This is a genomic window from Prevotella mikamonis (genome assembly GCF_055381405.1).
Genome location: NZ_AP035785.1, coordinates 2,655,344 through 2,675,296, shown reverse-complemented (window position 1 = coordinate 2,675,296; position 19,953 = coordinate 2,655,344). Strand labels below are relative to the sequence as shown.

General features: G+C 42.7%; 33 protein-coding genes. All 33 read right to left on the bottom strand.

Annotated features, from left to right (window positions below; translation table 11 throughout):
• Positions 1–79 precede the first annotated feature (79 nt).
• The 33 genes from rpsM to ACZ42L_RS11050 all read right to left on the bottom strand — a co-directional run bounded on the left by rpsM (position 80) and on the right by ACZ42L_RS11050 (position 19,896).
• Complete coding sequence (gene rpsM, locus ACZ42L_RS11210; protein ID WP_036896568.1) at positions 80–460, bottom strand: 30S ribosomal protein S13; 381 nt, start codon at positions 458–460, stop codon at positions 80–82.
• A 105-nt stretch (positions 461–565) separates the two neighbouring features.
• Positions 566–682 carry a 50S ribosomal protein L36 gene (gene rpmJ / locus ACZ42L_RS11205; protein ID WP_006950529.1) on the bottom strand — a complete coding sequence of 39 codons (117 nt, stop codon included), beginning with the start codon at positions 680–682 and terminating at the stop codon, positions 566–568.
• A gap of 11 nt (positions 683–693) precedes the next feature.
• On the bottom strand, positions 694–912 hold the full coding sequence (gene infA, locus ACZ42L_RS11200; RefSeq protein WP_036896567.1) for a translation initiation factor IF-1: 219 nt from the start codon (positions 910–912) through the stop codon (positions 694–696).
• A gap of 2 nt (positions 913–914) precedes the next feature.
• Complete coding sequence (gene map, locus ACZ42L_RS11195) at positions 915–1,715, bottom strand: type I methionyl aminopeptidase (protein ID WP_464716133.1); 801 nt, start codon at positions 1,713–1,715, stop codon at positions 915–917.
• Positions 1,716–1,723: 8 nt separating this feature from the next.
• Complete coding sequence (gene secY / locus ACZ42L_RS11190) at positions 1,724–3,064, bottom strand: preprotein translocase subunit SecY (RefSeq protein WP_464699302.1); 1,341 nt, start codon at positions 3,062–3,064, stop codon at positions 1,724–1,726.
• Positions 3,065–3,067: 3 nt separating this feature from the next.
• Complete coding sequence (gene rplO / locus ACZ42L_RS11185; protein ID WP_464716132.1) at positions 3,068–3,514, bottom strand: 50S ribosomal protein L15; 447 nt, start codon at positions 3,512–3,514, stop codon at positions 3,068–3,070.
• A gap of 25 nt (positions 3,515–3,539) precedes the next feature.
• Positions 3,540–3,716: a 50S ribosomal protein L30 gene (gene rpmD / locus ACZ42L_RS11180; RefSeq protein WP_464699298.1), complete on the bottom strand. Its 177-nt coding sequence runs from the start codon at positions 3,714–3,716 to the stop codon at positions 3,540–3,542.
• 11 nt (positions 3,717–3,727) lie between these two features.
• On the bottom strand, positions 3,728–4,240 hold the full coding sequence (rpsE, locus tag ACZ42L_RS11175; RefSeq protein ID WP_464699296.1) for a 30S ribosomal protein S5: 513 nt from the start codon (positions 4,238–4,240) through the stop codon (positions 3,728–3,730).
• Between the two features lie 6 nt (positions 4,241–4,246).
• On the bottom strand, positions 4,247–4,591 hold the full coding sequence (rplR, locus tag ACZ42L_RS11170) for a 50S ribosomal protein L18 (protein WP_464699294.1): 345 nt from the start codon (positions 4,589–4,591) through the stop codon (positions 4,247–4,249).
• 18 nt (positions 4,592–4,609) lie between these two features.
• Complete coding sequence (rplF, locus tag ACZ42L_RS11165; protein ID WP_464699292.1) at positions 4,610–5,182, bottom strand: 50S ribosomal protein L6; 573 nt, start codon at positions 5,180–5,182, stop codon at positions 4,610–4,612.
• A gap of 14 nt (positions 5,183–5,196) precedes the next feature.
• The gene (gene rpsH / locus ACZ42L_RS11160) at positions 5,197–5,592 is read right to left on the bottom strand and encodes a 30S ribosomal protein S8 (protein WP_464702798.1); all 396 of its coding nucleotides are present in this window, start codon (positions 5,590–5,592) and stop codon (positions 5,197–5,199) included.
• 82 nt (positions 5,593–5,674) lie between these two features.
• On the bottom strand, positions 5,675–5,977 hold the full coding sequence (gene rpsN, locus ACZ42L_RS11155) for a 30S ribosomal protein S14 (RefSeq protein WP_464699288.1): 303 nt from the start codon (positions 5,975–5,977) through the stop codon (positions 5,675–5,677).
• A gap of 5 nt (positions 5,978–5,982) precedes the next feature.
• Positions 5,983–6,537: a 50S ribosomal protein L5 gene (gene rplE / locus ACZ42L_RS11150; RefSeq protein ID WP_464699286.1), complete on the bottom strand. Its 555-nt coding sequence runs from the start codon at positions 6,535–6,537 to the stop codon at positions 5,983–5,985.
• The gene (rplX, locus tag ACZ42L_RS11145; protein WP_464699284.1) at positions 6,537–6,863 is read right to left on the bottom strand and encodes a 50S ribosomal protein L24; all 327 of its coding nucleotides are present in this window, start codon (positions 6,861–6,863) and stop codon (positions 6,537–6,539) included. The genes rplE and rplX overlap by 1 nt, the downstream gene beginning before the upstream one ends.
• Positions 6,864–6,882: 19 nt before the next feature.
• On the bottom strand, positions 6,883–7,248 hold the full coding sequence (gene rplN, locus ACZ42L_RS11140; RefSeq protein ID WP_089543923.1) for a 50S ribosomal protein L14: 366 nt from the start codon (positions 7,246–7,248) through the stop codon (positions 6,883–6,885).
• Between the two features lie 2 nt (positions 7,249–7,250).
• Positions 7,251–7,517 (bottom strand): 30S ribosomal protein S17, encoded by a 267-nt coding sequence (gene rpsQ, locus ACZ42L_RS11135; RefSeq protein ID WP_464699282.1) that lies wholly within the window; start codon positions 7,515–7,517, stop codon positions 7,251–7,253.
• A 2-nt stretch (positions 7,518–7,519) separates the two neighbouring features.
• A complete protein-coding gene (rpmC, locus tag ACZ42L_RS11130) occupies positions 7,520–7,714 on the bottom strand; it encodes a 50S ribosomal protein L29 (protein ID WP_464699280.1) in 195 nt (64 codons plus the stop codon).
• A gap of 3 nt (positions 7,715–7,717) precedes the next feature.
• Positions 7,718–8,146 carry a 50S ribosomal protein L16 gene (gene rplP / locus ACZ42L_RS11125; protein WP_036896554.1) on the bottom strand — a complete coding sequence of 143 codons (429 nt, stop codon included), beginning with the start codon at positions 8,144–8,146 and terminating at the stop codon, positions 7,718–7,720.
• A gap of 14 nt (positions 8,147–8,160) precedes the next feature.
• Positions 8,161–8,895 (bottom strand): 30S ribosomal protein S3, encoded by a 735-nt coding sequence (rpsC, locus tag ACZ42L_RS11120; protein WP_464699278.1) that lies wholly within the window; start codon positions 8,893–8,895, stop codon positions 8,161–8,163.
• 8 nt (positions 8,896–8,903) lie between these two features.
• On the bottom strand, positions 8,904–9,308 hold the full coding sequence (gene rplV / locus ACZ42L_RS11115) for a 50S ribosomal protein L22 (RefSeq protein ID WP_464699276.1): 405 nt from the start codon (positions 9,306–9,308) through the stop codon (positions 8,904–8,906).
• Between the two features lie 34 nt (positions 9,309–9,342).
• A complete protein-coding gene (gene rpsS, locus ACZ42L_RS11110; protein ID WP_036893606.1) occupies positions 9,343–9,612 on the bottom strand; it encodes a 30S ribosomal protein S19 in 270 nt (89 codons plus the stop codon).
• Between the two features lie 22 nt (positions 9,613–9,634).
• Complete coding sequence (gene rplB / locus ACZ42L_RS11105; protein WP_464699274.1) at positions 9,635–10,459, bottom strand: 50S ribosomal protein L2; 825 nt, start codon at positions 10,457–10,459, stop codon at positions 9,635–9,637.
• A 7-nt stretch (positions 10,460–10,466) separates the two neighbouring features.
• Positions 10,467–10,760 carry a 50S ribosomal protein L23 gene (gene rplW, locus ACZ42L_RS11100; protein ID WP_464699272.1) on the bottom strand — a complete coding sequence of 98 codons (294 nt, stop codon included), beginning with the start codon at positions 10,758–10,760 and terminating at the stop codon, positions 10,467–10,469.
• A gap of 17 nt (positions 10,761–10,777) precedes the next feature.
• Entirely contained in the window at positions 10,778–11,407 is a 630-nt protein-coding gene (rplD, locus tag ACZ42L_RS11095; RefSeq protein WP_464702795.1) for a 50S ribosomal protein L4, read from the bottom strand.
• A complete protein-coding gene (gene rplC / locus ACZ42L_RS11090) occupies positions 11,407–12,021 on the bottom strand; it encodes a 50S ribosomal protein L3 (RefSeq protein WP_464699268.1) in 615 nt (204 codons plus the stop codon). Before rplC ends, rplD begins: the two co-directional genes overlap by 1 nt.
• A gap of 108 nt (positions 12,022–12,129) precedes the next feature.
• Complete coding sequence (gene rpsJ / locus ACZ42L_RS11085; protein WP_036896546.1) at positions 12,130–12,435, bottom strand: 30S ribosomal protein S10; 306 nt, start codon at positions 12,433–12,435, stop codon at positions 12,130–12,132.
• A gap of 101 nt (positions 12,436–12,536) precedes the next feature.
• Positions 12,537–14,651, bottom strand: a complete 2,115-nt coding sequence (gene fusA / locus ACZ42L_RS11080; RefSeq protein ID WP_464699266.1) for an elongation factor G — start codon at positions 14,649–14,651, stop codon at positions 12,537–12,539.
• 24 nt (positions 14,652–14,675) lie between these two features.
• Positions 14,676–15,152 (bottom strand): 30S ribosomal protein S7, encoded by a 477-nt coding sequence (rpsG, locus tag ACZ42L_RS11075; protein WP_036896544.1) that lies wholly within the window; start codon positions 15,150–15,152, stop codon positions 14,676–14,678.
• A 181-nt stretch (positions 15,153–15,333) separates the two neighbouring features.
• The gene (gene rpsL, locus ACZ42L_RS11070; RefSeq protein WP_036896543.1) at positions 15,334–15,717 is read right to left on the bottom strand and encodes a 30S ribosomal protein S12; all 384 of its coding nucleotides are present in this window, start codon (positions 15,715–15,717) and stop codon (positions 15,334–15,336) included.
• A gap of 474 nt (positions 15,718–16,191) precedes the next feature.
• Positions 16,192–16,815 (bottom strand): hypothetical protein, encoded by a 624-nt coding sequence (locus ACZ42L_RS11065; protein ID WP_464716131.1) that lies wholly within the window; start codon positions 16,813–16,815, stop codon positions 16,192–16,194.
• A complete protein-coding gene (locus tag ACZ42L_RS11060) occupies positions 16,812–18,092 on the bottom strand; it encodes an RHS repeat domain-containing protein (RefSeq protein WP_464716130.1) in 1,281 nt (426 codons plus the stop codon). The genes ACZ42L_RS11065 and ACZ42L_RS11060 overlap by 4 nt, the downstream gene beginning before the upstream one ends.
• Positions 18,093–18,200: 108 nt before the next feature.
• Positions 18,201–18,746, bottom strand: coding sequence for a hypothetical protein (locus ACZ42L_RS11055; protein WP_464716129.1), 546 nt, complete (start codon positions 18,744–18,746; stop codon positions 18,201–18,203).
• 64 nt (positions 18,747–18,810) lie between these two features.
• Complete coding sequence (locus ACZ42L_RS11050; protein ID WP_464716128.1) at positions 18,811–19,896, bottom strand: RHS repeat domain-containing protein; 1,086 nt, start codon at positions 19,894–19,896, stop codon at positions 18,811–18,813.
• Positions 19,897–19,953 lie beyond the last annotated feature (57 nt).

The window sequence follows — 19,953 nt, the reverse complement described above, 5'->3', positions numbered from 1 at the left end:
TTGAGTTTTAAGTTTTTGAGTTTTTGAGTTTAGCTTACGAAGCAATCAACCAAAAAACTAAAGAACCGAAAACTAAATTTTACTTAGTAGCCTTCTTCTTGTTAGCAACAGTCTTCTTCTTGCCCTTACGGGTACGTGCATTATTCTTGGTGCTCTGACCACGAACAGGAAGACCATTACGATGACGAACTCCACGATAGCAACCAATATCCATCAGTCGCTTGATATTCATCTGGATCTCAGAACGGAGATCACCTTCTACTTTGAACTCAGCGCCGATAATTTCACGGATACTAGCTGCCTGATCGTCAGTCCATTCGCTGACCTTCAGGTCGCGGCTTACGCCGGCTTTATCCAATATCTTTGCTGAACTACTTCGACCAATACCATAGATATAGGTCAATGCGATTTCGCCACGCTTATTCTGGGGCAAATCTACTCCAACAATTCTTATTGCCATTCTTAATTGAATAAAAATAAATTAATAAAATCTGATTTCTTGCTAAAGAGCTTGCAAAGTTAAAGATAATATTGTATATCTTTTTACTTTTACAATACTTTAACATTAACCCTGACGCAACTTGTACTTAGGGTTTTTCTTGTTGATAACGAACAAACGACCCTTACGACGAACGATTTTGCAGTCGGGTGTACGCTTCTTTAATGATGCTCTTGTCTTCATATCTTGAAATATTACTTGTATCTGAAAACTATTCTGCCCTTTGTCAGGTCGTAGGGACTCATCTCTACTTTAACCTTGTCTCCGGGAAGGATTTTAATGTAATGCATTCTCATCTTACCAGAGATATGCGCTATAATCTGAACCCCGTTTTCAAGTTCCACACGGAACATTGCATTGGAAAGACTTTCCAAGATGGTTCCGTCCTGTTCGATAGCGGATTGTTTTGCCATAACTAATTTAATTCTCTTTCAAAATGTTCAATATCTTCGAACGTTGATAAAATCTCGGCTTTGCCTTTTGATATTGCAATGGTATGCTCGAAATGAGCTGCCGGCTTCCGGTCGAGTGTCATAATACTCCATCGGTCTGGCAACAGCCCTATCTGCCGATTACCCAGCGTAATCATAGGTTCTATTGCAATGCACATTCCTGCCTTCAGTAGAATCCCGGAACCACGCGAACCATAATTAGGAATGGAGGGTTGCTCGTGCATCTCCTTTCCTATACCATGTCCGGTCAGCTCTCGGACAACACCGTAACCCGATGTCTCACAATAATGCTGAACGGCATATCCTATGTCCCCAACTCTATTCCCTGCAACTGCCTGTTCAATACCTAGATAAAGAGACTCTTTCGTAATCTTTAGCAATTGTCTGGTCTCTTCGGCAACCTCACCTACACAAAAAGTATAAGCAGAATCACCATTGTATCCATCAAGCAATGTACCGCAGTCTATTGATATAATATCACCATCTTTTAGAATGGTCTGCTCGCTGGGAATACCATGAACAACAACTTCATTCACAGAGGTGCAGATAGAGGCGGGAAAAGGCTCTCCATAAGGATTAGGAAAGTTCTTGAACGTGGGGACAGCCCCATGATCTCTGATGAACTCTTCTGCGATTGTATCCAAATGGAGAGTCGTTACACCTGGCTTAATATGCTTTGCTAATTCTGCAAGAGTCGCCCCGACTAATCGGTTTGCCTTGCGCATCAGCTCTATTTCATCATCCGTTTTCAGAGATATCTTCATCTTACAGCTTAGTATGCTGAGACACCTCCGTTATTACGTGTATGCCCGGAATTCAGTAAGCCATCATAGTGACGCATCATCAAGTGGCTCTCAATTTGCTGTAGCGTATCAATAACCACACCGACAAGAATCAACAATGATGTTCCTCCGAAGAACTGGGAAAACGCATTCTGAACATTCAACAGTCCAGCAAGAGCTGGCATGACGGCAATGAACGCAATGAATAATGAACCCGGCAAAGTAATACGAGACATTATGGTGTCTATATAATCAGCTGTCTCCTTTCCTGGGCGAATACCAGGAATGAAACCATTATTACGCTTCATATCTTCAGCCATCTGGGTTGGATTCAAAGTAATAGCCGTGTAGAAATACGTAAATGCGATAATCAATGTCACATAAATAACATTATACAACAAGCTATGGTTATTCATCAAAGAACTGATAACCCAAGAAGTACTTTCAGACTGATACTGAACAATAGCCAAAGGAATGAACATCAATGCCTGAGCAAAGATGATAGGCATCACATTAGCTGCGAAAAGTTTCAGAGGGATGTACTGGCGAGCACCACCATATTGTTTGTTTCCTACAAGACGCTTTGCATACTGAACTGGAATCTTGCGAGTTCCTTGTACCAACAGTAGAGATGCACATACCACGAAATAAAGGATTAGAAGCTCTACGATGAACATCACCAAACCACCACCGGAAATAGCAGTGAACCTAGAGCCGATTTCCTGAACGAATGCCTGAGGCAGACGTGCAATGATACCAAGCATAATAATCAACGAGATACCATTTCCAACACCCTTATCAGTGATACGCTCACCCAACCAGAGGATGAACATACTGCCAGCTGCCAAAATAATGGTGGCAGGAATCATGAAGACTGTCCAAGAGATGCCGGAAGCCAAAGCCTGGCTTGCCTGCATCTTGAGGTTCAACAGGTAAGACGGTGCTTGGAACAGCAGGATTGCTACTGTAAGCACACGTGTATACCAGTTAATCTTTTTATGACCACTTTCACCTTCACGCTGCATCTTCTGGAAATAAGGCACAGCGACAGCAAGCAGCTGCATAACAATAGAAGCTGAGATGTAGGGCATGATTCCAAGTGCAAAGATTGATGCATTGGAAAATGCTCCACCAGAGAACATGTCCAAAAGTGACATAAGGCCACCAGAGGTTTGCGACTGAAGTTTGTCCAACATGGCCGGATTGATACCGGGAAGTACAACGAACGACCCAAAACGGTAGATAGCCGTAAACAGAAGAGTAATGAGGAGTCGCTGGCGCAAATCCTCCACCTTCCAACAGTTCTTTAGTGTCTCAATAAACTTTTTCATTTGTTAGATTATAGTTGCGTTACCACCAACTGCCTTGATTGCTTCTTCGGCAGTCTTAGAGAAAGCATTTGCTTCAACTTCAATTTTAGCCTTCAACTCGCCATTACCCAAAATTTTAACAAGCTCTTTACCATTGGTAAGTCCTGCTTCTTTGAGTTCTGCGATTCCAATCTTTGCCAGGTTCTTGCTTTCAGCAATCTGCTGGAGCGTAGACAGGTTCACAGCCAAATATTCCTTGTGGTTGATATTCTTGAAACCAGCCTTCGGAACACGACGTTGCAGTGGCATCTGACCACCTTCGAAACCAATCTTTCTCTTATAACCAGAACGAGCCTTGGCACCCTTGTGACCACGGGTAGAAGTTCCACCAAGTCCAGAACCGGTACCACGACCGATTCGACGACGAGAATGAGTAGAACCTTCTGCTGGTTTCAAATTATTTAATTTCATAATCGATTCGATATTAAAGATTCATTTATTCAACTACAGTTACCAAGTGATGCACCTTGCGGATCATACCACGGATGCTAGGAGTATCTTCAACCTCTACTACCTGAGAGATTTTGTGAAATCCTAAAGCCAAGAGGGTACGCTTCTGGTCAACCGGATAACCAATCTTACTTTTAATCTGCTTGATTTTAATTGTTGCCATTGTCTTTCCTATTAACCATTAAACACCTTTTGCATACTGATACCACGTACACCTGCTATTGTATAGGCATCACGCATCTGACTCAAAGCGAGAATTGTTGCTTTTACAAGGTTATGAGGATTTGATGAACCCTTAGACTTTGCAAGAACATCTGTAACACCTGCTGATTCCAGTACGGCACGCATAGCACCACCTGCAACCATTCCTGTACCGGCAGCAGCCGGACGCAAGAACACTTGAGCTCCACCAAACGAAACCTCAATCTCATGAGGTACAGTTCCATTGAGTACGGGAACCTTAACGAGGTTCTTCTTTGCAGACTCTACACCTTTAGCGATAGCAGTAGTTACTTCACCGGCTTTGCCGAGGCCCCAACCGATAACACCCTTGCCATCACCAACAACGACGATAGCAGCGAATGTGAATGTACGACCACCCTTGGTAACCTTGGTTACACGGTTGATAGCAACCAGACGGTCCTTCAGTTCTACGTCACTATTTACTTTTACTTTATTCATTGCCATAATCGTTTAAAATTTAAGACCACCCTTACGTGCACCATCTGCCAATTCCTTGACACGGCCATGATAAAGATAGCCATTACGGTCGAACACTACAGACTCTATACCCGCAGCCTTAGCCTTCTCAGCGAGCAACTCGCCAACTTTGGCAGCCTGCTCACACTTAGCCATTTTCTCAAGACCTAAAGAAGATGCAGCAGCAAGAGTTGTACCTGTCAAATCGTTAATAACCTGAGCGTAGATTTGCTTGTTAGAGCGGAATACACTAAGACGGGGACGCTCAGCTGTTCCGTTCACTCTTTTACGAACACGGAACTTTATCTTAATTCGTCTTTCAACTTTCTTTGTTGTCATAATCGTAAATAATTAAAATTACTTAGCTGAAGCTGTCTTACCAGACTTTCTGCGGATAACCTCGCCCTGGAAGAGAACACCCTTACCCTTATAAGGCTCAGGCATACGGAAAGAACGAATCTTTGCACAGATGAGTCCTAACAACTGCTTGTCACAAGTTTCCAAAATAAGAATTGGATTCTGGTTTCTCTCAGACTTTGTCTCAACCTTCACTTCAGAAGGCAACTCAATGAAGATAGGGTGTGTATAGCCCAATGACAACTCTATCAAGTTGCCCTGGTTAGAAACACGATAACCTACACCTACCAACTCCAGAACTTTCTTGTAACCTTCACTTACACCAACAATCATGTTGTTTACCAACGAACGGTATAGGCCATGGAAAGCCTGCTTCTGCTTAACATCTACAGAGCTATTCTCATCAATATCGAAAGTTATCTGACCATTCTCGTTTGTAAACTTGATAGAAGAATCAATTTCCTGAGAAAGTTCACCCTTAGGTCCTTTAACAGATACTACATTTGTTTTCTCGTCGAAGTTAACAGTAACTCCGGCAGGAACACTAATTGGCAATTTTCCTATTCTTGACATATAAAATCCTCCAATTAATAAATGTAACAAAGAACTTCGCCACCAATCTTCAAGCTGGCAGCTTCCTTGTCTGTCATGACACCTTTGGATGTAGATAAGATAGCAATACCTAATCCGTTAATTACTCTCGGCATGTCCTTGTATCCGGTATACTTACGGAGACCAGGTGTTGATACGCGCTTCAAACTCTTGATAGCGCTCTCTTTTGTTGTGGGGTTGTACTTAAGGGCAACCTTAATAGAACCCTGAGGACCATCCTCAACGAACTTGTAGTTCAGGATGTAACCCTTCTCGAAGAGAATCTTAGTGATTTCTTTCTTCAAGTTAGACGCAGGTACCTCAACCACACGGTGGTGAGCCATAATGGCATTTCTGAGTCTAGTCAGATAATCTGCTATTGGATCTGTCATATTATATAAAAGTTTAATTGATCGGGACTTTCCCGACAATATTAAAAAAATCTTGTTTCGAACGAACTAAACCTCATAAGGATTACCAGCTCGCCTTCTTCACTCCGGGAATCAAACCAGCTGATGCCATCTCACGGAACTGAATACGAGAGAGACCGAACTGACGGATATATCCTTTAGGACGTCCGGTCACCTTGCAACGGTTGTGAAGGCGAATTGGGTTTGCATTCTTAGGAATAGACTGAAGCTTGCGAGCAGCCTCGTAAGCCTCTGCATAATCCTCGGAAGTAGCTATAATCTTTTTCAGAGCTGCGCGCTTTTCAGCATAACGAGCAACAAGTTTTGCACGCTTTACCTCGCGAGCTTTCATTGATTCTTTTGCCATATTGCTTAATCCTTTTTAGCGTTCTTGAATGGAAGACCAAATGCCTTAAGAAGAGCATAGCCCTCCTCGTCGGTTTGAGCTGAAGTCACGAAAGTGATGTTCATACCCTGGATACGATCAATCTCATCGAGGTTGATTTCCGGGAAGATAATCTGCTCTGTGATACCCAATGTATAGTTACCACGGCCATCGAACTTGCTCTCAATACCCTTGAAGTCGCGGATACGAGGAAGAGCAACACGCACGAGTTTCTCAAGGAACTCATACATACGCTCGCGGCGGAGAGTTACCATAACACCGATAGGCATCTTCTTACGAAGCTTGAAGTTGGCAATATCCTTCTTAGAATAAGTTGCCACAGCCTTCTGACCGGTGATAGCGGTAATCTCGTTGACAGCTACATCAACAATCTTCTTGTCCTGTGTAGCATCGCCAAGTCCCTGGTTGATAACAATCTTCTTCAGTACAGGAATCTGCATTGCCGAAGAATAGTTGAACTGCTTCTGTAGTTCAGGAGCAATAGTCTCTTTATAGACTTTCTTTAACTGTGCTGTATCCATTACTTAATTTCCTCCCCTGACTTTTTAGCGATGCGAACTTTCTTTCCATCCTCTGTAGTCTTGATAGCCACACGAGTAGGTTTACCACTCTTCGGGTCAATCAGACTCAGATTAGAAATATGGATAGGAGCTTCTTGCTTAATGATACCTCCCTGAGGATTTTTTGCTGAAGGCTTCGCACTCTTAGATACGAGGTTACGGCCTTCAACAATGGCACGATTCTTGTCTACCAAGACTTTGAGAACCTTCCCTGATTTACCCTTATCCTTGCGATCTCCAGCAAGTACGATAACGGTATCACCTTTCTTTATATGTAATTTACTCATTACTCTACTAAATTAAAAATTAAAGAACTTCAGGTGCCAAAGAAACCACTTTCATATTCACTGCACGTAACTCACGAGCTACCGGACCAAAGATACGGCTACCGCGGAGTTCACCGGCGTTGTTCAACAGTACGCATGCGTTATCGTCGAAACGAATATAAGAACCGTCAGCGCGACGAATCTCCTTCTTTGTGCGTACGATCAAAGCCTTAGATACTGCACCCTTTTTCAAATCACTTGATGGGATAACGTTCTTGACAGCAACGACAATCACGTCACCAACACTTGCATAACGACGGCCGGTACCACCGAGAACACGGATGCAAAGAGCCTCACGTGCACCGCTGTTATCACATACTGTAAGTCTTGATTCTGCTTGTATCATAATTACTTAGCTTTTTCAACAATTTGTACTAATCTCCATCTCTTTGTTTTTGACAAAGGACGAGTTTCCATGATGAGTACGGTATCGCCTACATTGGCCTCGTTCTTTTCATCATGAGCATGGTATTTCTTTGTCTTCTGGACAAACTTACCATATATGGGGTGCTTCTCCTTGAACTTAGCAGCGATAACAATGGTTTTATCCATTTTGTTGCTGACAACGACACCCTGTCTTACTTTTCTTAAATTTCTTGTTTCCATCTGGACCATTGTTATTTATTAAGTTCTCTCTGATGAAGTTCGGTCTCAATACGCGCGATATCACGACGAGCAACCTTAATCTGTGATGGATTTTCAAGAGGAGCAATCGCATGATTCAACTTCATCTGCTGAAGCTTAGCACGTGTAGCCTCCAATTTCTCAACCAAGTCCTTGGTTTCGATTTCTCTTACTTCTTTAATCTTCATAGCTTAAGCGTTTTTATCGTAATCACGTCTAACAATAAACTTAGTCTTCACGGGAAGTTTCTGTGCAGCAAGACGAAGAGCCTCCTTGGCAATGTCAAAACTTACACCTTCTACTTCGAAGAGGATGCGACCGGGAGTTACCGGTGCTACCCATCCTGCTGGATCACCTTTACCTTTACCCATACGGACATCAGCAGGCTTACGAGTAATAGGTTTGTCCGGGAAAATACGAATCCAAACCTGTCCCTGACGGTTCATGTAGCGGTTCAAAGCTACACGAGCAGCTTCTATCTGACGGCTATCTATCCATTTTGGCTCAAGAGTCTTGATACCAAAAGAACCGAAAGCCAGTTGTGTACCTCTGTGGGCGTTGCCTTTGTTGCCACGTCCATCTTGAGGCCTTCTATATTTTACTCTTTTTGGCTGTAACATGATAGCTTCTACTTTTAACGGTTATTGTTTCTCTTACGATTACCGCGACCACCCTGACGAGTACCACCGTTCTGACGGCCGGTATTCTGCTTCTCCTGAGTGAAGTTAGGTGTCAAATCTTTCTTTCCGTAAATTTCTCCACGGCAAATCCACACCTTGATACCTAGCAGACCCACCTTTGTGAGCGCCTCGGTCTGACAATAATCGATGTCTGCACGGAATGTATGTAAGGGAGTACGTCCTTCCTTAAACATTTCCTTACGAGCCATTTCAGCTCCGTTCAGACGACCAGTAATTTGAACTTTAATACCTTCTGCACCTGCGCGCATTGTATTTTGAACTGCCATCTTAATGGCACGACGATAAGAAATCTTGCCTTCTACCTGGCGAGCGATGTTGTAACCAACGATGTTAGCGTCCAACTCAGGCTTCTTAACCTCAAAGATGTTGATTTGAATATCTTTCTTGTAAAGTTTCTTCAACTCTTCCTTGAGCTTGTCTACATCCTGTCCACCCTTACCGATGACGATACCTGGACGAGCAGTACAAATAGTGATGGTGACGAGCTTCAAAGTACGCTCAATGACAATACGAGAAAGACTGGCTTTTGCCAAACGCTCATTCAGATACTTACGGATTTTCATATCCTCTACGAGGCTGTCTCCGAAGTCCTTGCCACCAAACCAATTTGATTCCCAACCACGGATAATACCAAGACGGTTGCTTATTGGATTAACTTTCTGTCCCATTCTATTTATTATTTTTCGTCGTTAGTTTTGGCATCAACAAACAATGTCACATGATTAGAGCGCTTGCGGATTCTATAGCCACGACCCTGAGGTGCGGGACGCATACGCTTCATTGTAACACCTTCGTCTACGAAGATTTTGCTGATATAGAGTTCACCGTCTTCAGCCTTGCGGTCATTCTTCGTCTCCCAGTTAGCGATAGCTGAACGCAGCAGTTTCTCAACGTCTGCAGCAGCCTGCTTTTTGGAGAACTTCAGTACTCCGAGGGCGCGATTCACTTCCATACCACGAACCATGTCTACCACGTAGCGCATCTTTCGAGGAGATGAGGGGACGCCATTGAGCTTAGCGAAGTACAGATTTTTGCGAGCTTCTTTATTTCTTTCAGCTGCGATATGTTTTCTTGCTCCCATTATTATTTCTAATTTTTAAATGGATTAAACCCGCTTACTTCTTGTTGTTACCAGAGTGACCACCGAAGCGACGTGTCGGAGAGAATTCGCCGAGCTTGTGTCCTACCATGTTCTCAGTAATGTAAACAGGGATAAATTTGTTTCCGTTATGAACTGCAACAGTGTGTCCCACGAAATCGGGGGAAATCATTGATGCTCTGGCCCATGTCTTTACGACATTCTTTTTACCACTCTCATTCATGGCGAGAATCTTCTTCTCGAGTGATACGTTGATATATGGACCTTTTTTTAATGAACGACTCATAATTTACTCTTAGTTAACTTTGTTATTTTTTAGCTCTTTCAATAATATACTTGTTGGAGAGCTTCTTAGGTGCACGAGTCTTAAGACCCTTAGCGTACAAGCCCTTGCGTGAACGTGGGTGACCACCACTCTGGCGACCTTCACCACCACCCATTGGGTGATCAACAGGGTTCATAACAACACCACGGTTGTGAGGACGACGACCCAACCAGCGTGAGCGTCCAGCCTTACCAGACTGCTCCAATGCGTGATCAGAGTTACCTACACTACCTACAGTAGCCTTACAAGCAGAGAGAATCTTACGAGTCTCGCCAGAAGGGAGCTTAATTACACAATAACTACCCTCACGAGAAGTCAACTGAGCAAAATTACCAGCCGAACGAACGAGCAGAGCACCCTGACCCGGACGCAACTCAATATTATGAATTACCGTACCTACGGGGATGTTTGCCAAAGGCAGAGAGTTTCCTACTTCAGGAGCAGCTTCTGCACCTGACATCAGGGTTGTACCCACCTGCAGTCCATTGGGAGCAATAATGTAACGTTTTTCACCATCAGCATAGTACAACAAAGCGATACGAGCCGAACGGTTCGGATCGTATTCGATTGTCTTTACTACAGCTGGAACACCATCTTTCTCTCGCTTGAAATCGATGAAACGAATCTTACGCTTATGGCCACCGCCAATGTAGCGTACGGTCATCTTACCGGTGTTGTTTCGACCACCGGTAGAATGCTTACCGTAAACGAGAGACTTCTCTGGCACGGATGCAGTAATATCCTCGAACGTGCCAATAACCTTGTGTCTTTGACCCGGAGTAACGGGCTTTAATTTACGTACTGCCATTTTTTATTTAAATATTGCTGTAAAAATCAATTGTGTCGCCATCTTTCAGCGTAACGACTGCCTTCTTGAATGCGTTCTTCTGTCCTTTCACAAGACCTGCCTTGGTATAGCGGCTTTGACGCTTACCGGCATAACGAACTGTATTCACGTCCACTACTTTCACATTGTACTGACCTTCGACCTCGTTCTTGATTTGGAGCTTGTTTGCCTCAGGGCGCACGATGAAACCGAAACGGTTCGGACGCTTCTCTGTAATTTTGGTCATCTTCTCAGTGACCAGAGGTTTTACAATAAATGCCATAATTTACTTCTCCTTAATTACTTTGTTAAGATCTCGTCAATAGCCTTCAGTGAATTTTCAGTAATGACAACAACATCCGCATTCAAAACTTTATACGCATTGAGTGCAGAAGCGAGCATAACTTCAGAACGCTGCAAGTTACGAGCTGACAAATATACGTTTTTATCTACTTCTGGCAAAAGAACGAGTGTCTTCTTACCGTCAACTTTGATATTTTTAGCAAAGTTTACGAAATCTTTTGTCTTTGGAGCATCAAAACTGAAGTCCTCAACAACAACAATCGCATTATCTTGAGCCTTGTACGACAAAGCAGATTTACGAGCAAGTGTCTTTACCTGCTTGTTCAATTTGAAACGATAGTCACGTGGCTTAGGACCGAATACACGACCACCACCTACGAGTACAGGTGAGTTGATATCACCGCGACGAGCACCGCCACCACCTTTCTGACGTCCCAACTTACGAGTAGAACCACTAACTTCACTTCTCTCTTTCGACTTAGCTGTACCCTGACGCTGATTAGCGAGATACTGCTTTACATCAAGATAAAGCACGTGATCGTTAGGCTCAATTCCGAAGATAGATTCGTTTAACGTAACCTTTCTCCCGGTCTCCTGACCATTGATATTTAATACGCTAACTTCCATTATTTCTCTATTAATACGGTTGAACCTTTGCATCCAGCGAACGAACCTTTCACGATGATCAGATTCTGTTCTGGAATTACCTTTAACACTTTGAGGTTCTGAGTAGTCACTCTGTCGCCTCCCATTTGGCCTGCCATGCGCATACCCTTAAATACCTTTGCAGGGTAAGAACAAGCACCGATAGAACCCGGCTTACGTGCGCGGTCGTCCTGACCGTGAGTACTCTGGCCTACACCGCCAAATCCATGACGTTTAACAACTCCCTGGAAACCCTTACCTTTAGATGTACCAACCACGTCAACGAATTCTGCTCCGTTGAACAGTTCAACCGTAATGGTGTCGCCGAGGTTATACTCCTCGTCAAACTTGAACTCGGCCAAGTGCTTCTTCGGTGTTGTGCCGGCTTTCTTAAAGACTCCCATCATAGGCTGAGTAGTACGAGACTCCTTAGCTTCTGCGAAACCCAACTGAACAGCCTTGTAACCATCTTTCTCTACAGTCTTAACCTGGGTTACAACACAAGGACCAGCTTCGATAACAGTGCACGGTACATTCTTACCGTCGGCACTGAAAACGGATGTCATTCCGATTTTTCTTCCAATTAATCCTGGCATTTCAATTTTTTATTTTAAAATGATTTATGAGTTTATGAATATCGAGAGAGCTACTGACCTGTCTCATCATCGAGCTGCCAACCAGCCCCTCTCCATTCGTCAACTTTCTTATACCTTAATCTCTACTTCCACACCACTAGGCAACTCCAGCTTCATCAATGCGTCAACAGTCTTAGCTGTAGAGCTATAGATATCGATAAGACGCTTGAAATCCTGCAACTGGAACTGTTCACGAGCTTTCTTGTTAACGAAAGTACTGCGGTTTACAGTATAGATACGCTTACGTGTTGGCAATGGAATCGGTCCACTCACGATAGCACCGGTGGCCTTAACGGCTTTCACAATCTTCTCTGCTGACTTGTCTACCAACATGTGGTCGTAAGACTTCAGCTTAATTCTGATTTTCTGACTCATTTCTTTTAAATGATGATTATTGTTATTATTAGGAAGAGAGATACATGGCTTAAGAGTCATTCGCTAAGCCATGTCTCCCCTCACCTATTTTTTTCTCTGAATTACAACAGGTCTGCACGTCCGTGACTTTCCTCAAGTACAGCCTTGGCAATGCTTGAAGAGAGAGCTGCATGGTGATCATACTCCATAGAGCTTGTAGCACGGCCGGAAGTAATGGTACGCAGAGTTGTTACATAGCCGAACATTTCTGCCAAAGGAACCATCGCCTTCACGATGCGAGCACCACTACGGGCTTCGTCCATACCCTGAACCATACCACGGCGCTTGTTCAAGTCACCGATAACATCACCCATGTTCTCTTCCGGAGTTACAACCTCTACTTTCATGATAGGCTCCATCAAGACAGGACCTGCCTTAGGACATCCGTTCTTGAATGCGTTGTGTGCAGCAAGCTCGAATGACAACTGGTCAGAGTCTACAGGGTGGAAGCTACCGTCGGTCAGCGTAACTTTCATACCGGTCATAGGATAGCCACCCAAGATACCATTCTTCAATGAATCCTGGAAACCCTTCTGTACCGAAGGAATGAATTCCTTAGGAACGTTACCGCCCTTCACCTCATTCACAAACTGCAAGTCGCCTTCCTTGTAATCCTCGTCCTTAGGACCGATAGTAACAATAATATCAGCAAACTTACCACGACCACCACTCTGCTTCTTGTAAACTTCGCGAAGTGTAACAGGCTTGGTAATAGCTTCCTTATAGTTAACCTGAGGCTTACCTTGATTACATTCTACCTTGAACTCACGCTTCAAACGGTCGATGATGATATCCAAGTGAAGCTCACCCATACCAGAGATAATCGTCTGACCACTCTGCTCGTCGGTACGCACGGTAAATGTCGGGTCTTCTTCTGCAAGCTTAGCAAGACCGTTGTCCATCTTGGCAACGTCTGCCTGGCTCTTCGGTTCTACGGCGATAGAAATTACGGTATCAGGGAATGTCATAGATTCCAATACGATAGGATGATTCTCGTCACACAATGTATCACCAGTGCGGATATCCTTGAAACCTACACCTGCTCCGATATCTCCTGCGTCGATAGACTCCATTGGAATTTCCTGCTTAGAGTTCATCTGGAACAGACGGCTGATACGCTCACGCTTTCTCGAACGAGGGTTGTAAACATAAGAGCCTGCAACCACCTTACCAGAGTAAACACGGAAGAATACCAGACGGCCCATGAACGGGTCGGTAGCAATCTTAAATGCGAGTGCAGAGGTAGGAGCCTCGTCTGAAGGCTTGCGGTCTTCCTCTTCTTCAGTATCAGGATTCGTACCAATGATATTCTCTGTATCCAGAGGTGAAGGAAGGAATGCACAAACATAGTCGAGCAAGGGCTGGACACCCTTGTTCTTGTATGAAGAACCGAGCACCATAGGAGTCATTTCCATAGAGATAGTACCCTTGCGGATAGCCTTCATCAACAACTCCTCAGGAATATCCTTGCCTTCCAGATAAAGTTCCATCAGTTCGTCGTCGTAGTTGGCAGCATTCTCTACCATTTTCTCTCTCCACTCGTTTGCCTCGTCTACGAGATCAGCAGGAATTTCCTCTACATCATATTCTGCACCCATGGTCTCATCGTGCCACAGGATAGCCTTCATCTTAATCAGGTCTACGATACCCTTGAAGTTCTCTTCAGCTCCGATTGGAATCTGAACAGGACAGGGGTTAGCACCCAAGATATCCTTCATCTGCTGTACAGTCTCGAAGAAGTCTGCACCAGAGCGGTCCATCTTGTTCACATAACCGATACGGGGAACATTGTACTTGTCAGCCTGACGCCATACTGTTTCCGACTGAGGCTGAACGCCGTCGGCAGCAGAGTATGTAGCCACAGCACCATCAAGAACACGGAGTGAACGCTCTACCTCAGCAGTGAAGTCAACGTGTCCCGGAGTATCAATCAGGTTGATTTTGAACGACTTGCCGTTATAGTTCCAGTTACAGGTGGTAGCAGCAGATGTAATAGTGATACCACGTTCCTGCTCCTGAGCCATCCAGTCCATAGTAGCTGCACCGTCATGTACCTCACCAATCTTGTGAGTCTTTCCGGTGTAGAAAAGGATACGCTCTGATGTTGTTGTCTTACCGGCATCAATGTGAGCCATGATACCGATATTACGTGTCAAATGTAAATCGCGATTTGCCATTTTTTCTTTTCCTGATTAATATGATTAGAATCTGAAGTGAGCAAATGCACGGTTAGCCTCAGCCATACGATGCATATCTTCCTTACGCTTATAAGCACCACCCTGATTGTTGTAAGCATCAGCAATTTCTGCAGCAAGTTTCTCTGCCATAGTCTTACCACCACGCTTACGGGCAAAGAGGATCAGATTCTTCATAGAAATACTCTCTTTACGGTCGGGACGAATTTCTGTAGGTACCTGGAATGTTGCACCACCGATACGGCGACTCTTCACCTCCACCTGGGGAGTAATGTTGTCAAGAGCCTGCTTCCAGATTTCGAGAGCTGACTTTTCTTCCTTAGCCATCTTCTCTGTCACTACATCAAGAGCTTTGTAGAAAATTTCATAAGATGTATTCTTCTTACCGTCATACATCAAATGATTCACGAACTTAGAGACCTTCTGGTCGTTGAAGACTGGATCTGGTAAGATCACACGCTTCTTTGGTTTTGCTTTTCTCATTTTTGTTTTTAAAATAAAATTCTGCTTGGGGCTGTACTTCTGTTTTCTTCAACATCCTCACTCGGACATTTACTCAACCTGTCGTTAACAATTCTCCAGCAAAACGATTTTTCTTAAATAACAAGTAGACAGGAAAACTAGCAAAAGCCAGCACCAAGCCTACTCGAAATGCCTTTACAGCTTACTTCTTAGCTGCCTTAGGACGCTTAGCTCCATATTTAGAGCGACGCTGTGTACGGTTAGCAACACCTGCGGTATCAAGAGTACCACGCACGATGTGATAACGAACACCGGGAAGGTCTTTTACACGACCGCCACGCACCAATACGATACTGTGTTCCTGCAAGTTGTGACCTTCTCCGGGAATGTAAGAGTTTACTTCCTTAGAGTTTGTCAAACGAACACGGGCAACCTTACGCATTGCCGAATTAGGCTTCTTAGGAGTTGTAGTGTAAACACGAACACAAACGCCACGACGCTGAGGACAGTTGTCCAAAGCCGGAGACTTGCTCTTGTCTACGATGTCCTTTCTGCCTTTTCTTACCAATTGTGAAATAGTAGGCATAATTTTACTTTTTAATTATATATATTTTGTTTATTATCAAACCGTTACGAAACAGACACAATACAACATGCCATTTCGGGCTGCAAAGGTACGAACAATTATTTAAATTACCTAACATATATAGACTACGATATTTTTACAAACCCAATATTTAACAAAATATAACTTTGGTAAGATATTTGTAACTATCGCATAAGTCTACAAATTCCTCACTTCAGCCCCTTTCAGCATACATCAATATAGCTAACGGCATCATATTCTACAACTCCATCACACAAATATTCATGTATCACCATATTATATATGGTAGTTTACGAGTTTGTAAGTTTATAAGTTGTAGGGGCGAATTGAATTCCCACCTATGAGTTGCCCTGTGAACAAGCAGGCCTGTTGACAAAGTCTTTAGCAGGGGGAGATTCATTTACAGCCCTTCGAGCAATGGGGCAAATTTCGTCTTCCTATCCTTTCGCCTAATTAGTTCTTATCTCTTTCTATTTGGGGAGGAATAAAGTCCACGTCTTCCGTTTTATGTGTACCATGTATCAAATCAAACTCAGGGGACAAATAGACCTGTTTCTCTTGCACTGTCTCGACACTATCAATAGCGTCAAATACGAGCATATAATATTTTTGAGAATTTAAGAAATCTTCTTTTATCAATTTATGATATACTTCCTTTAATAACTTTTGATTCTGCAAAACATCTTGTCCTGAGGATATGAATATTGTCTTATCCCCTATCATAAAAAATTGTGAAGGATAATTTCTAGAAAAAACGAATTCTCCTTTTCCTATGGAATAGGGCGTAGCGCGTTCTATCACAAAAATCTCATTGTAAATTACCCGTCCCCCTATTTCATCTTCTTCGAGTCTGTTCGCGTGCCTGAACAGTGTTGTCGATTTTAAAAGAAACACTTTACATTTCTTGTCTCTCCTAACATAGTTACTCAACTCCTTCAGAAAATGTTTCTTGAAATTCGAAGTATCAACAAGTTGTAATCCATATAATTTAGGTTTATTCGACTTGCTGATATTGCAACTTAAACCACAGAACATGATGGATGCTAAAATAAAAGCAATAAATACGTTTTTCTTCATTTGCCAAATCTTTTCCAAGCAGGATCTCCTGCATATTTTACGAAACTACCTTTCAACGCAAAACCTCGCAATAGTTCTTTTACTTTAAAAGGCGTAATATTTATATTTTGACTATTCTGATTGGCAATAATATACCAAACATTACCATCGTGGGACATTGTAAATACAGGTCGACTTATTTTTTCTGAGATAATAGCATCACTATACTTACCTACATAAGAAGGGCTTGCATCACCACATCCTTTCTGATGAGTATGAATTTGGGCAGATACTTTAAAGATTTCCTGACCATGCCTTATTTTACCATTGCCTAATATGACATATCCGAGTTGTGAAATATTACTTGTATTAAAATTATTATTATAGTCTGGTAAAACTAGTATATATCCAGTCGTTAGAATGAAGGCACCTACCTCACGACCTCTATGATATTTCTGTCTATAATGTTTATCTGCTTGATTCCACATTCTGTTATATGCTGCTGTCTCATTGGCATATATTATACTTCCATCATCTCTATAATTTATAGTTTTAAACTGATGTGATTTCCATAAATACAGTTGCCCTTTTTGCAAATCAGCTTGGCTATGGACCCCAGGTGAGAATTGATAAGTTCCATCTTTATCTCTATACCAGTCCATACCATCGGGATCAAACCTGTTTACAGGGTCGTTTCCACAATACCCATACGGGGTCACATCATAATATTTCTCTGCCAGTGGGTCCATACACATCCATCTGCCCAGCACAGCATCACTATGTCGGGCACCATAGTCGTACCAGTCGAGACCGTGCATGCGGTCCAGCTCCTTGCCGTTGTATTTATATGGCTGCGTGCCACCACCCGTAGACTCACCGAACAGTCCGCCGAAGGGACAGTAATGGTTCACCTGCTCCACACTGCCATTATCATCTATCACAACTCGGATACTACCGAGATGATCTCGTAGATAATAATGGTATACAGGGGCGTTTCCTTTAAAGGAGATGTAGCCTTCGTCGGTCAGAATCTTACTGAGTTTTCCGTCCTCGTATATCATATTGCCACAATAATCGGTTTTCAGGGTGGTTGCCACATTCGTAGCCTGGGGCGGTACGATGCTTCCCATCGCCACTAACAGGTTAGTCTTCGACGTGGTGAATGTCACACGCAGCTTCCGCCCCGTAGCATCGTAAGCATACTCTGCCAAATGCCCATAGCAGAATTGGAGCTTCGACGGTAAATTTACTGAATTATATCCTATTTTCGAAATTTTCTTGTTATAATCTTGTGTCATGTTGCCGTTAGCATCGGAAACCTTGGCCAGCTGGTTACCGCTGTTTGTCTATCAGTCCGAATCCGTTGTGCGCCTTGCATAGTCGTGTATGGCCAACTCTATTAATAATTATGGATATTCAAACCCAAACTTAACCTTATAAACAATGTCATCTCTAAAATACAGTTCCATAAAATATGATGACATTTCATATTGCTTTAATATAGAAGCACCAGCATCGTTTATCGTATATTTCAGAATTTTTCCAACTATTTCTTTTTCTAATGTATAGCTCTTCCCTTTCAACCTTACCACATCCTTAAAAGCCATTCCCAATTTTAGCCCAGATTCCGTTGCAAAACTTATGTAATTTGTTTTATTGATTATGCACTTTTTCAATAGAGTATCATCTTTCAAATAACCAAATTCAAATACACTAAAGATATTTTTATTATCTCCTTCATAATGATACATCAGTAAATATTCCTTTGCAGTCTTATTCGATAAAATGAATACAGGTGTTTCTCTTAATTTTGTTGTGCTGGTCAATCTCTTAAACCCTTGACAAAAATTGTTTATTGAAGTCCCATCCCTCAAGTACAGCGAATGATTTATACTCATTTCCGGTTGGAATTCTTTATCTTCCCCTTGCACTTTTGTGATAGCTTTGAGCACACTCCTTCGACTCGCAGTCTTCGTTGATTGCTGGCAACAGACAAACATACAAACAAAAACAAGGCTACTCATTAACATTCGGTATTTTTGTCCCATTTTTACCATTATTATTAGGGTTGTTATATATATGTATGTTAGTAAAAATAGTTTTATTAACTTTCAGCATACGATTTAAAGTATCTTTAAAATCAATCAGTTTTTTAGCATTCCCTAAAAGACCGATACAGCCTAAAGTTCCTTCATTATTCCCATCAGGATGGATTCTTAAGTCTGTTCTACCTGTGTCGAAAAGAGGATTTAAATTATAGCTAAATCCCACGCCATCTCTATTCATGCCCTTATTATACCATCCTTTAGGGCTTCTGTCTTGATAGGTACTAATTGTATAATTCCCGTTTTCTGGTGCCCCGTTTCCAAATCCACCGGCAACAGCATTATAAAGACCTAGTACTCTTGTTTTCCCGTTTTTAAAAGTAGCAATCAGTTTTATGCTAACATCACCAATTTTATAATTTCGCATTTTTCCTCCGACATCTACATAAACATCTTTTGCAGGAGAATAAGACATTTTACTATAAGTGTGGTAGGTTTCCAAAACCATGCCTTGATATTTACTATTATTCCAGTTTTTAACTCTCTCATAATATCTCCCTCTATAAGTCTCCCCCTTTTTTATGGCACTACCATGATTTCTTGTATTAACATCTGCCCTCCATGTCACATTACCATTATTATCTTCAACCCAATCCATACCATCGGGATCAAACCTGTTTACAGGGTCGTTTCCACAATACCCATACGGGGTCACATCATAATATTTCTCTGCCAGTGGGTCCATGCACATCCATCTGCCCAGCACAGCATCACTATGTCGGGCACCATAGTCGTACCAGTCGAGACCGTGCATGCGGTCCAGCTCCTTGCCGTTGTATTTATATGGCTGTGTGCCACCACCCGTAGACTCACCGAACAATCCGCCGAAGGGATAGTAATGGTTCACCTGCTCCACACTGCCATTATCATCTATCACAACTCGGATACTACCGAGATGATCTCGTAGATAATAATGATATACAGGGGCGTTTCCTTTAAAGGAGATGTAGCCTTCGTCGGTCAGAATCTTACTGAGTTTTCCGTCCTCGTATATCATATTGCCACAATAATCGGTTTTCAGGGTGGTCGCCATGTAACACTTACCTCTTTATAT

Bases quoted from the DNA above. Each gene is read 5' to 3' on its own strand.
- rpsM (WP_036896568.1), bottom strand. From the start codon at position 460: ATGGCAATAAGAATTGTTGGAGTAGATTTGCCCCAGAATAAGCGTGGC.
- rpmJ (WP_006950529.1), bottom strand. From the start codon at position 682: ATGAAGACAAGAGCATCATTAAAGAAGCGTACACCCGACTGCAAAATC.
- infA (WP_036896567.1), bottom strand. From the start codon at position 912: ATGGCAAAACAATCCGCTATCGAACAGGACGGAACCATCTTGGAAAGT.
- map (WP_464716133.1), bottom strand. From the start codon at position 1,715: ATGAAGATATCTCTGAAAACGGATGATGAAATAGAGCTGATGCGCAAG.
- secY (WP_464699302.1), bottom strand. From the start codon at position 3,064: ATGAAAAAGTTTATTGAGACACTAAAGAACTGTTGGAAGGTGGAGGAT.
- rplO (WP_464716132.1), bottom strand. From the start codon at position 3,514: ATGAAATTAAATAATTTGAAACCAGCAGAAGGTTCTACTCATTCTCGT.
- rpmD (WP_464699298.1), bottom strand. From the start codon at position 3,716: ATGGCAACAATTAAAATCAAGCAGATTAAAAGTAAGATTGGTTATCCG.
- rpsE (WP_464699296.1), bottom strand. From the start codon at position 4,240: ATGGCAATGAATAAAGTAAAAGTAAATAGTGACGTAGAACTGAAGGAC.
- rplR (WP_464699294.1), bottom strand. From the start codon at position 4,591: ATGACAACAAAGAAAGTTGAAAGACGAATTAAGATAAAGTTCCGTGTT.
- rplF (WP_464699292.1), bottom strand. From the start codon at position 5,182: ATGTCAAGAATAGGAAAATTGCCAATTAGTGTTCCTGCCGGAGTTACT.
- rpsH (WP_464702798.1), bottom strand. From the start codon at position 5,592: ATGACAGATCCAATAGCAGATTATCTGACTAGACTCAGAAATGCCATT.
- rpsN (WP_464699288.1), bottom strand. From the start codon at position 5,977: ATGGCAAAAGAATCAATGAAAGCTCGCGAGGTAAAGCGTGCAAAACTT.
- rplE (WP_464699286.1), bottom strand. From the start codon at position 6,537: ATGGATACAGCACAGTTAAAGAAAGTCTATAAAGAGACTATTGCTCCT.
- rplX (WP_464699284.1), bottom strand. From the start codon at position 6,863: ATGAGTAAATTACATATAAAGAAAGGTGATACCGTTATCGTACTTGCT.
- rplN (WP_089543923.1), bottom strand. From the start codon at position 7,248: ATGATACAAGCAGAATCAAGACTTACAGTATGTGATAACAGCGGTGCA.
- rpsQ (WP_464699282.1), bottom strand. From the start codon at position 7,517: ATGGTCCAGATGGAAACAAGAAATTTAAGAAAAGTAAGACAGGGTGTC.
- rpmC (WP_464699280.1), bottom strand. From the start codon at position 7,714: ATGAAGATTAAAGAAGTAAGAGAAATCGAAACCAAGGACTTGGTTGAG.
- rplP (WP_036896554.1), bottom strand. From the start codon at position 8,146: ATGTTACAGCCAAAAAGAGTAAAATATAGAAGGCCTCAAGATGGACGT.
- rpsC (WP_464699278.1), bottom strand. From the start codon at position 8,895: ATGGGACAGAAAGTTAATCCAATAAGCAACCGTCTTGGTATTATCCGT.
- rplV (WP_464699276.1), bottom strand. From the start codon at position 9,308: ATGGGAGCAAGAAAACATATCGCAGCTGAAAGAAATAAAGAAGCTCGC.
- rpsS (WP_036893606.1), bottom strand. From the start codon at position 9,612: ATGAGTCGTTCATTAAAAAAAGGTCCATATATCAACGTATCACTCGAG.
- rplB (WP_464699274.1), bottom strand. From the start codon at position 10,459: ATGGCAGTACGTAAATTAAAGCCCGTTACTCCGGGTCAAAGACACAAG.
- rplW (WP_464699272.1), bottom strand. From the start codon at position 10,760: ATGGCATTTATTGTAAAACCTCTGGTCACTGAGAAGATGACCAAAATT.
- rplD (WP_464702795.1), bottom strand. From the start codon at position 11,407: ATGGAAGTTAGCGTATTAAATATCAATGGTCAGGAGACCGGGAGAAAG.
- rplC (WP_464699268.1), bottom strand. From the start codon at position 12,021: ATGCCAGGATTAATTGGAAGAAAAATCGGAATGACATCCGTTTTCAGT.
- rpsJ (WP_036896546.1), bottom strand. From the start codon at position 12,435: ATGAGTCAGAAAATCAGAATTAAGCTGAAGTCTTACGACCACATGTTG.
- fusA (WP_464699266.1), bottom strand. From the start codon at position 14,651: ATGGCAAATCGCGATTTACATTTGACACGTAATATCGGTATCATGGCT.
- rpsG (WP_036896544.1), bottom strand. From the start codon at position 15,152: ATGAGAAAAGCAAAACCAAAGAAGCGTGTGATCTTACCAGATCCAGTC.
- rpsL (WP_036896543.1), bottom strand. From the start codon at position 15,717: ATGCCTACTATTTCACAATTGGTAAGAAAAGGCAGAAAGGACATCGTA.
- ACZ42L_RS11065 (WP_464716131.1), bottom strand. From the start codon at position 16,815: ATGAAGAAAAACGTATTTATTGCTTTTATTTTAGCATCCATCATGTTC.
- ACZ42L_RS11060 (WP_464716130.1), bottom strand. From the start codon at position 18,092: ATGACACAAGATTATAACAAGAAAATTTCGAAAATAGGATATAATTCA.
- ACZ42L_RS11050 (WP_464716128.1), bottom strand. From the start codon at position 19,896: ATGATATACGAGGACGGAAAACTCAGTAAGATTCTGACCGACGAAGGC.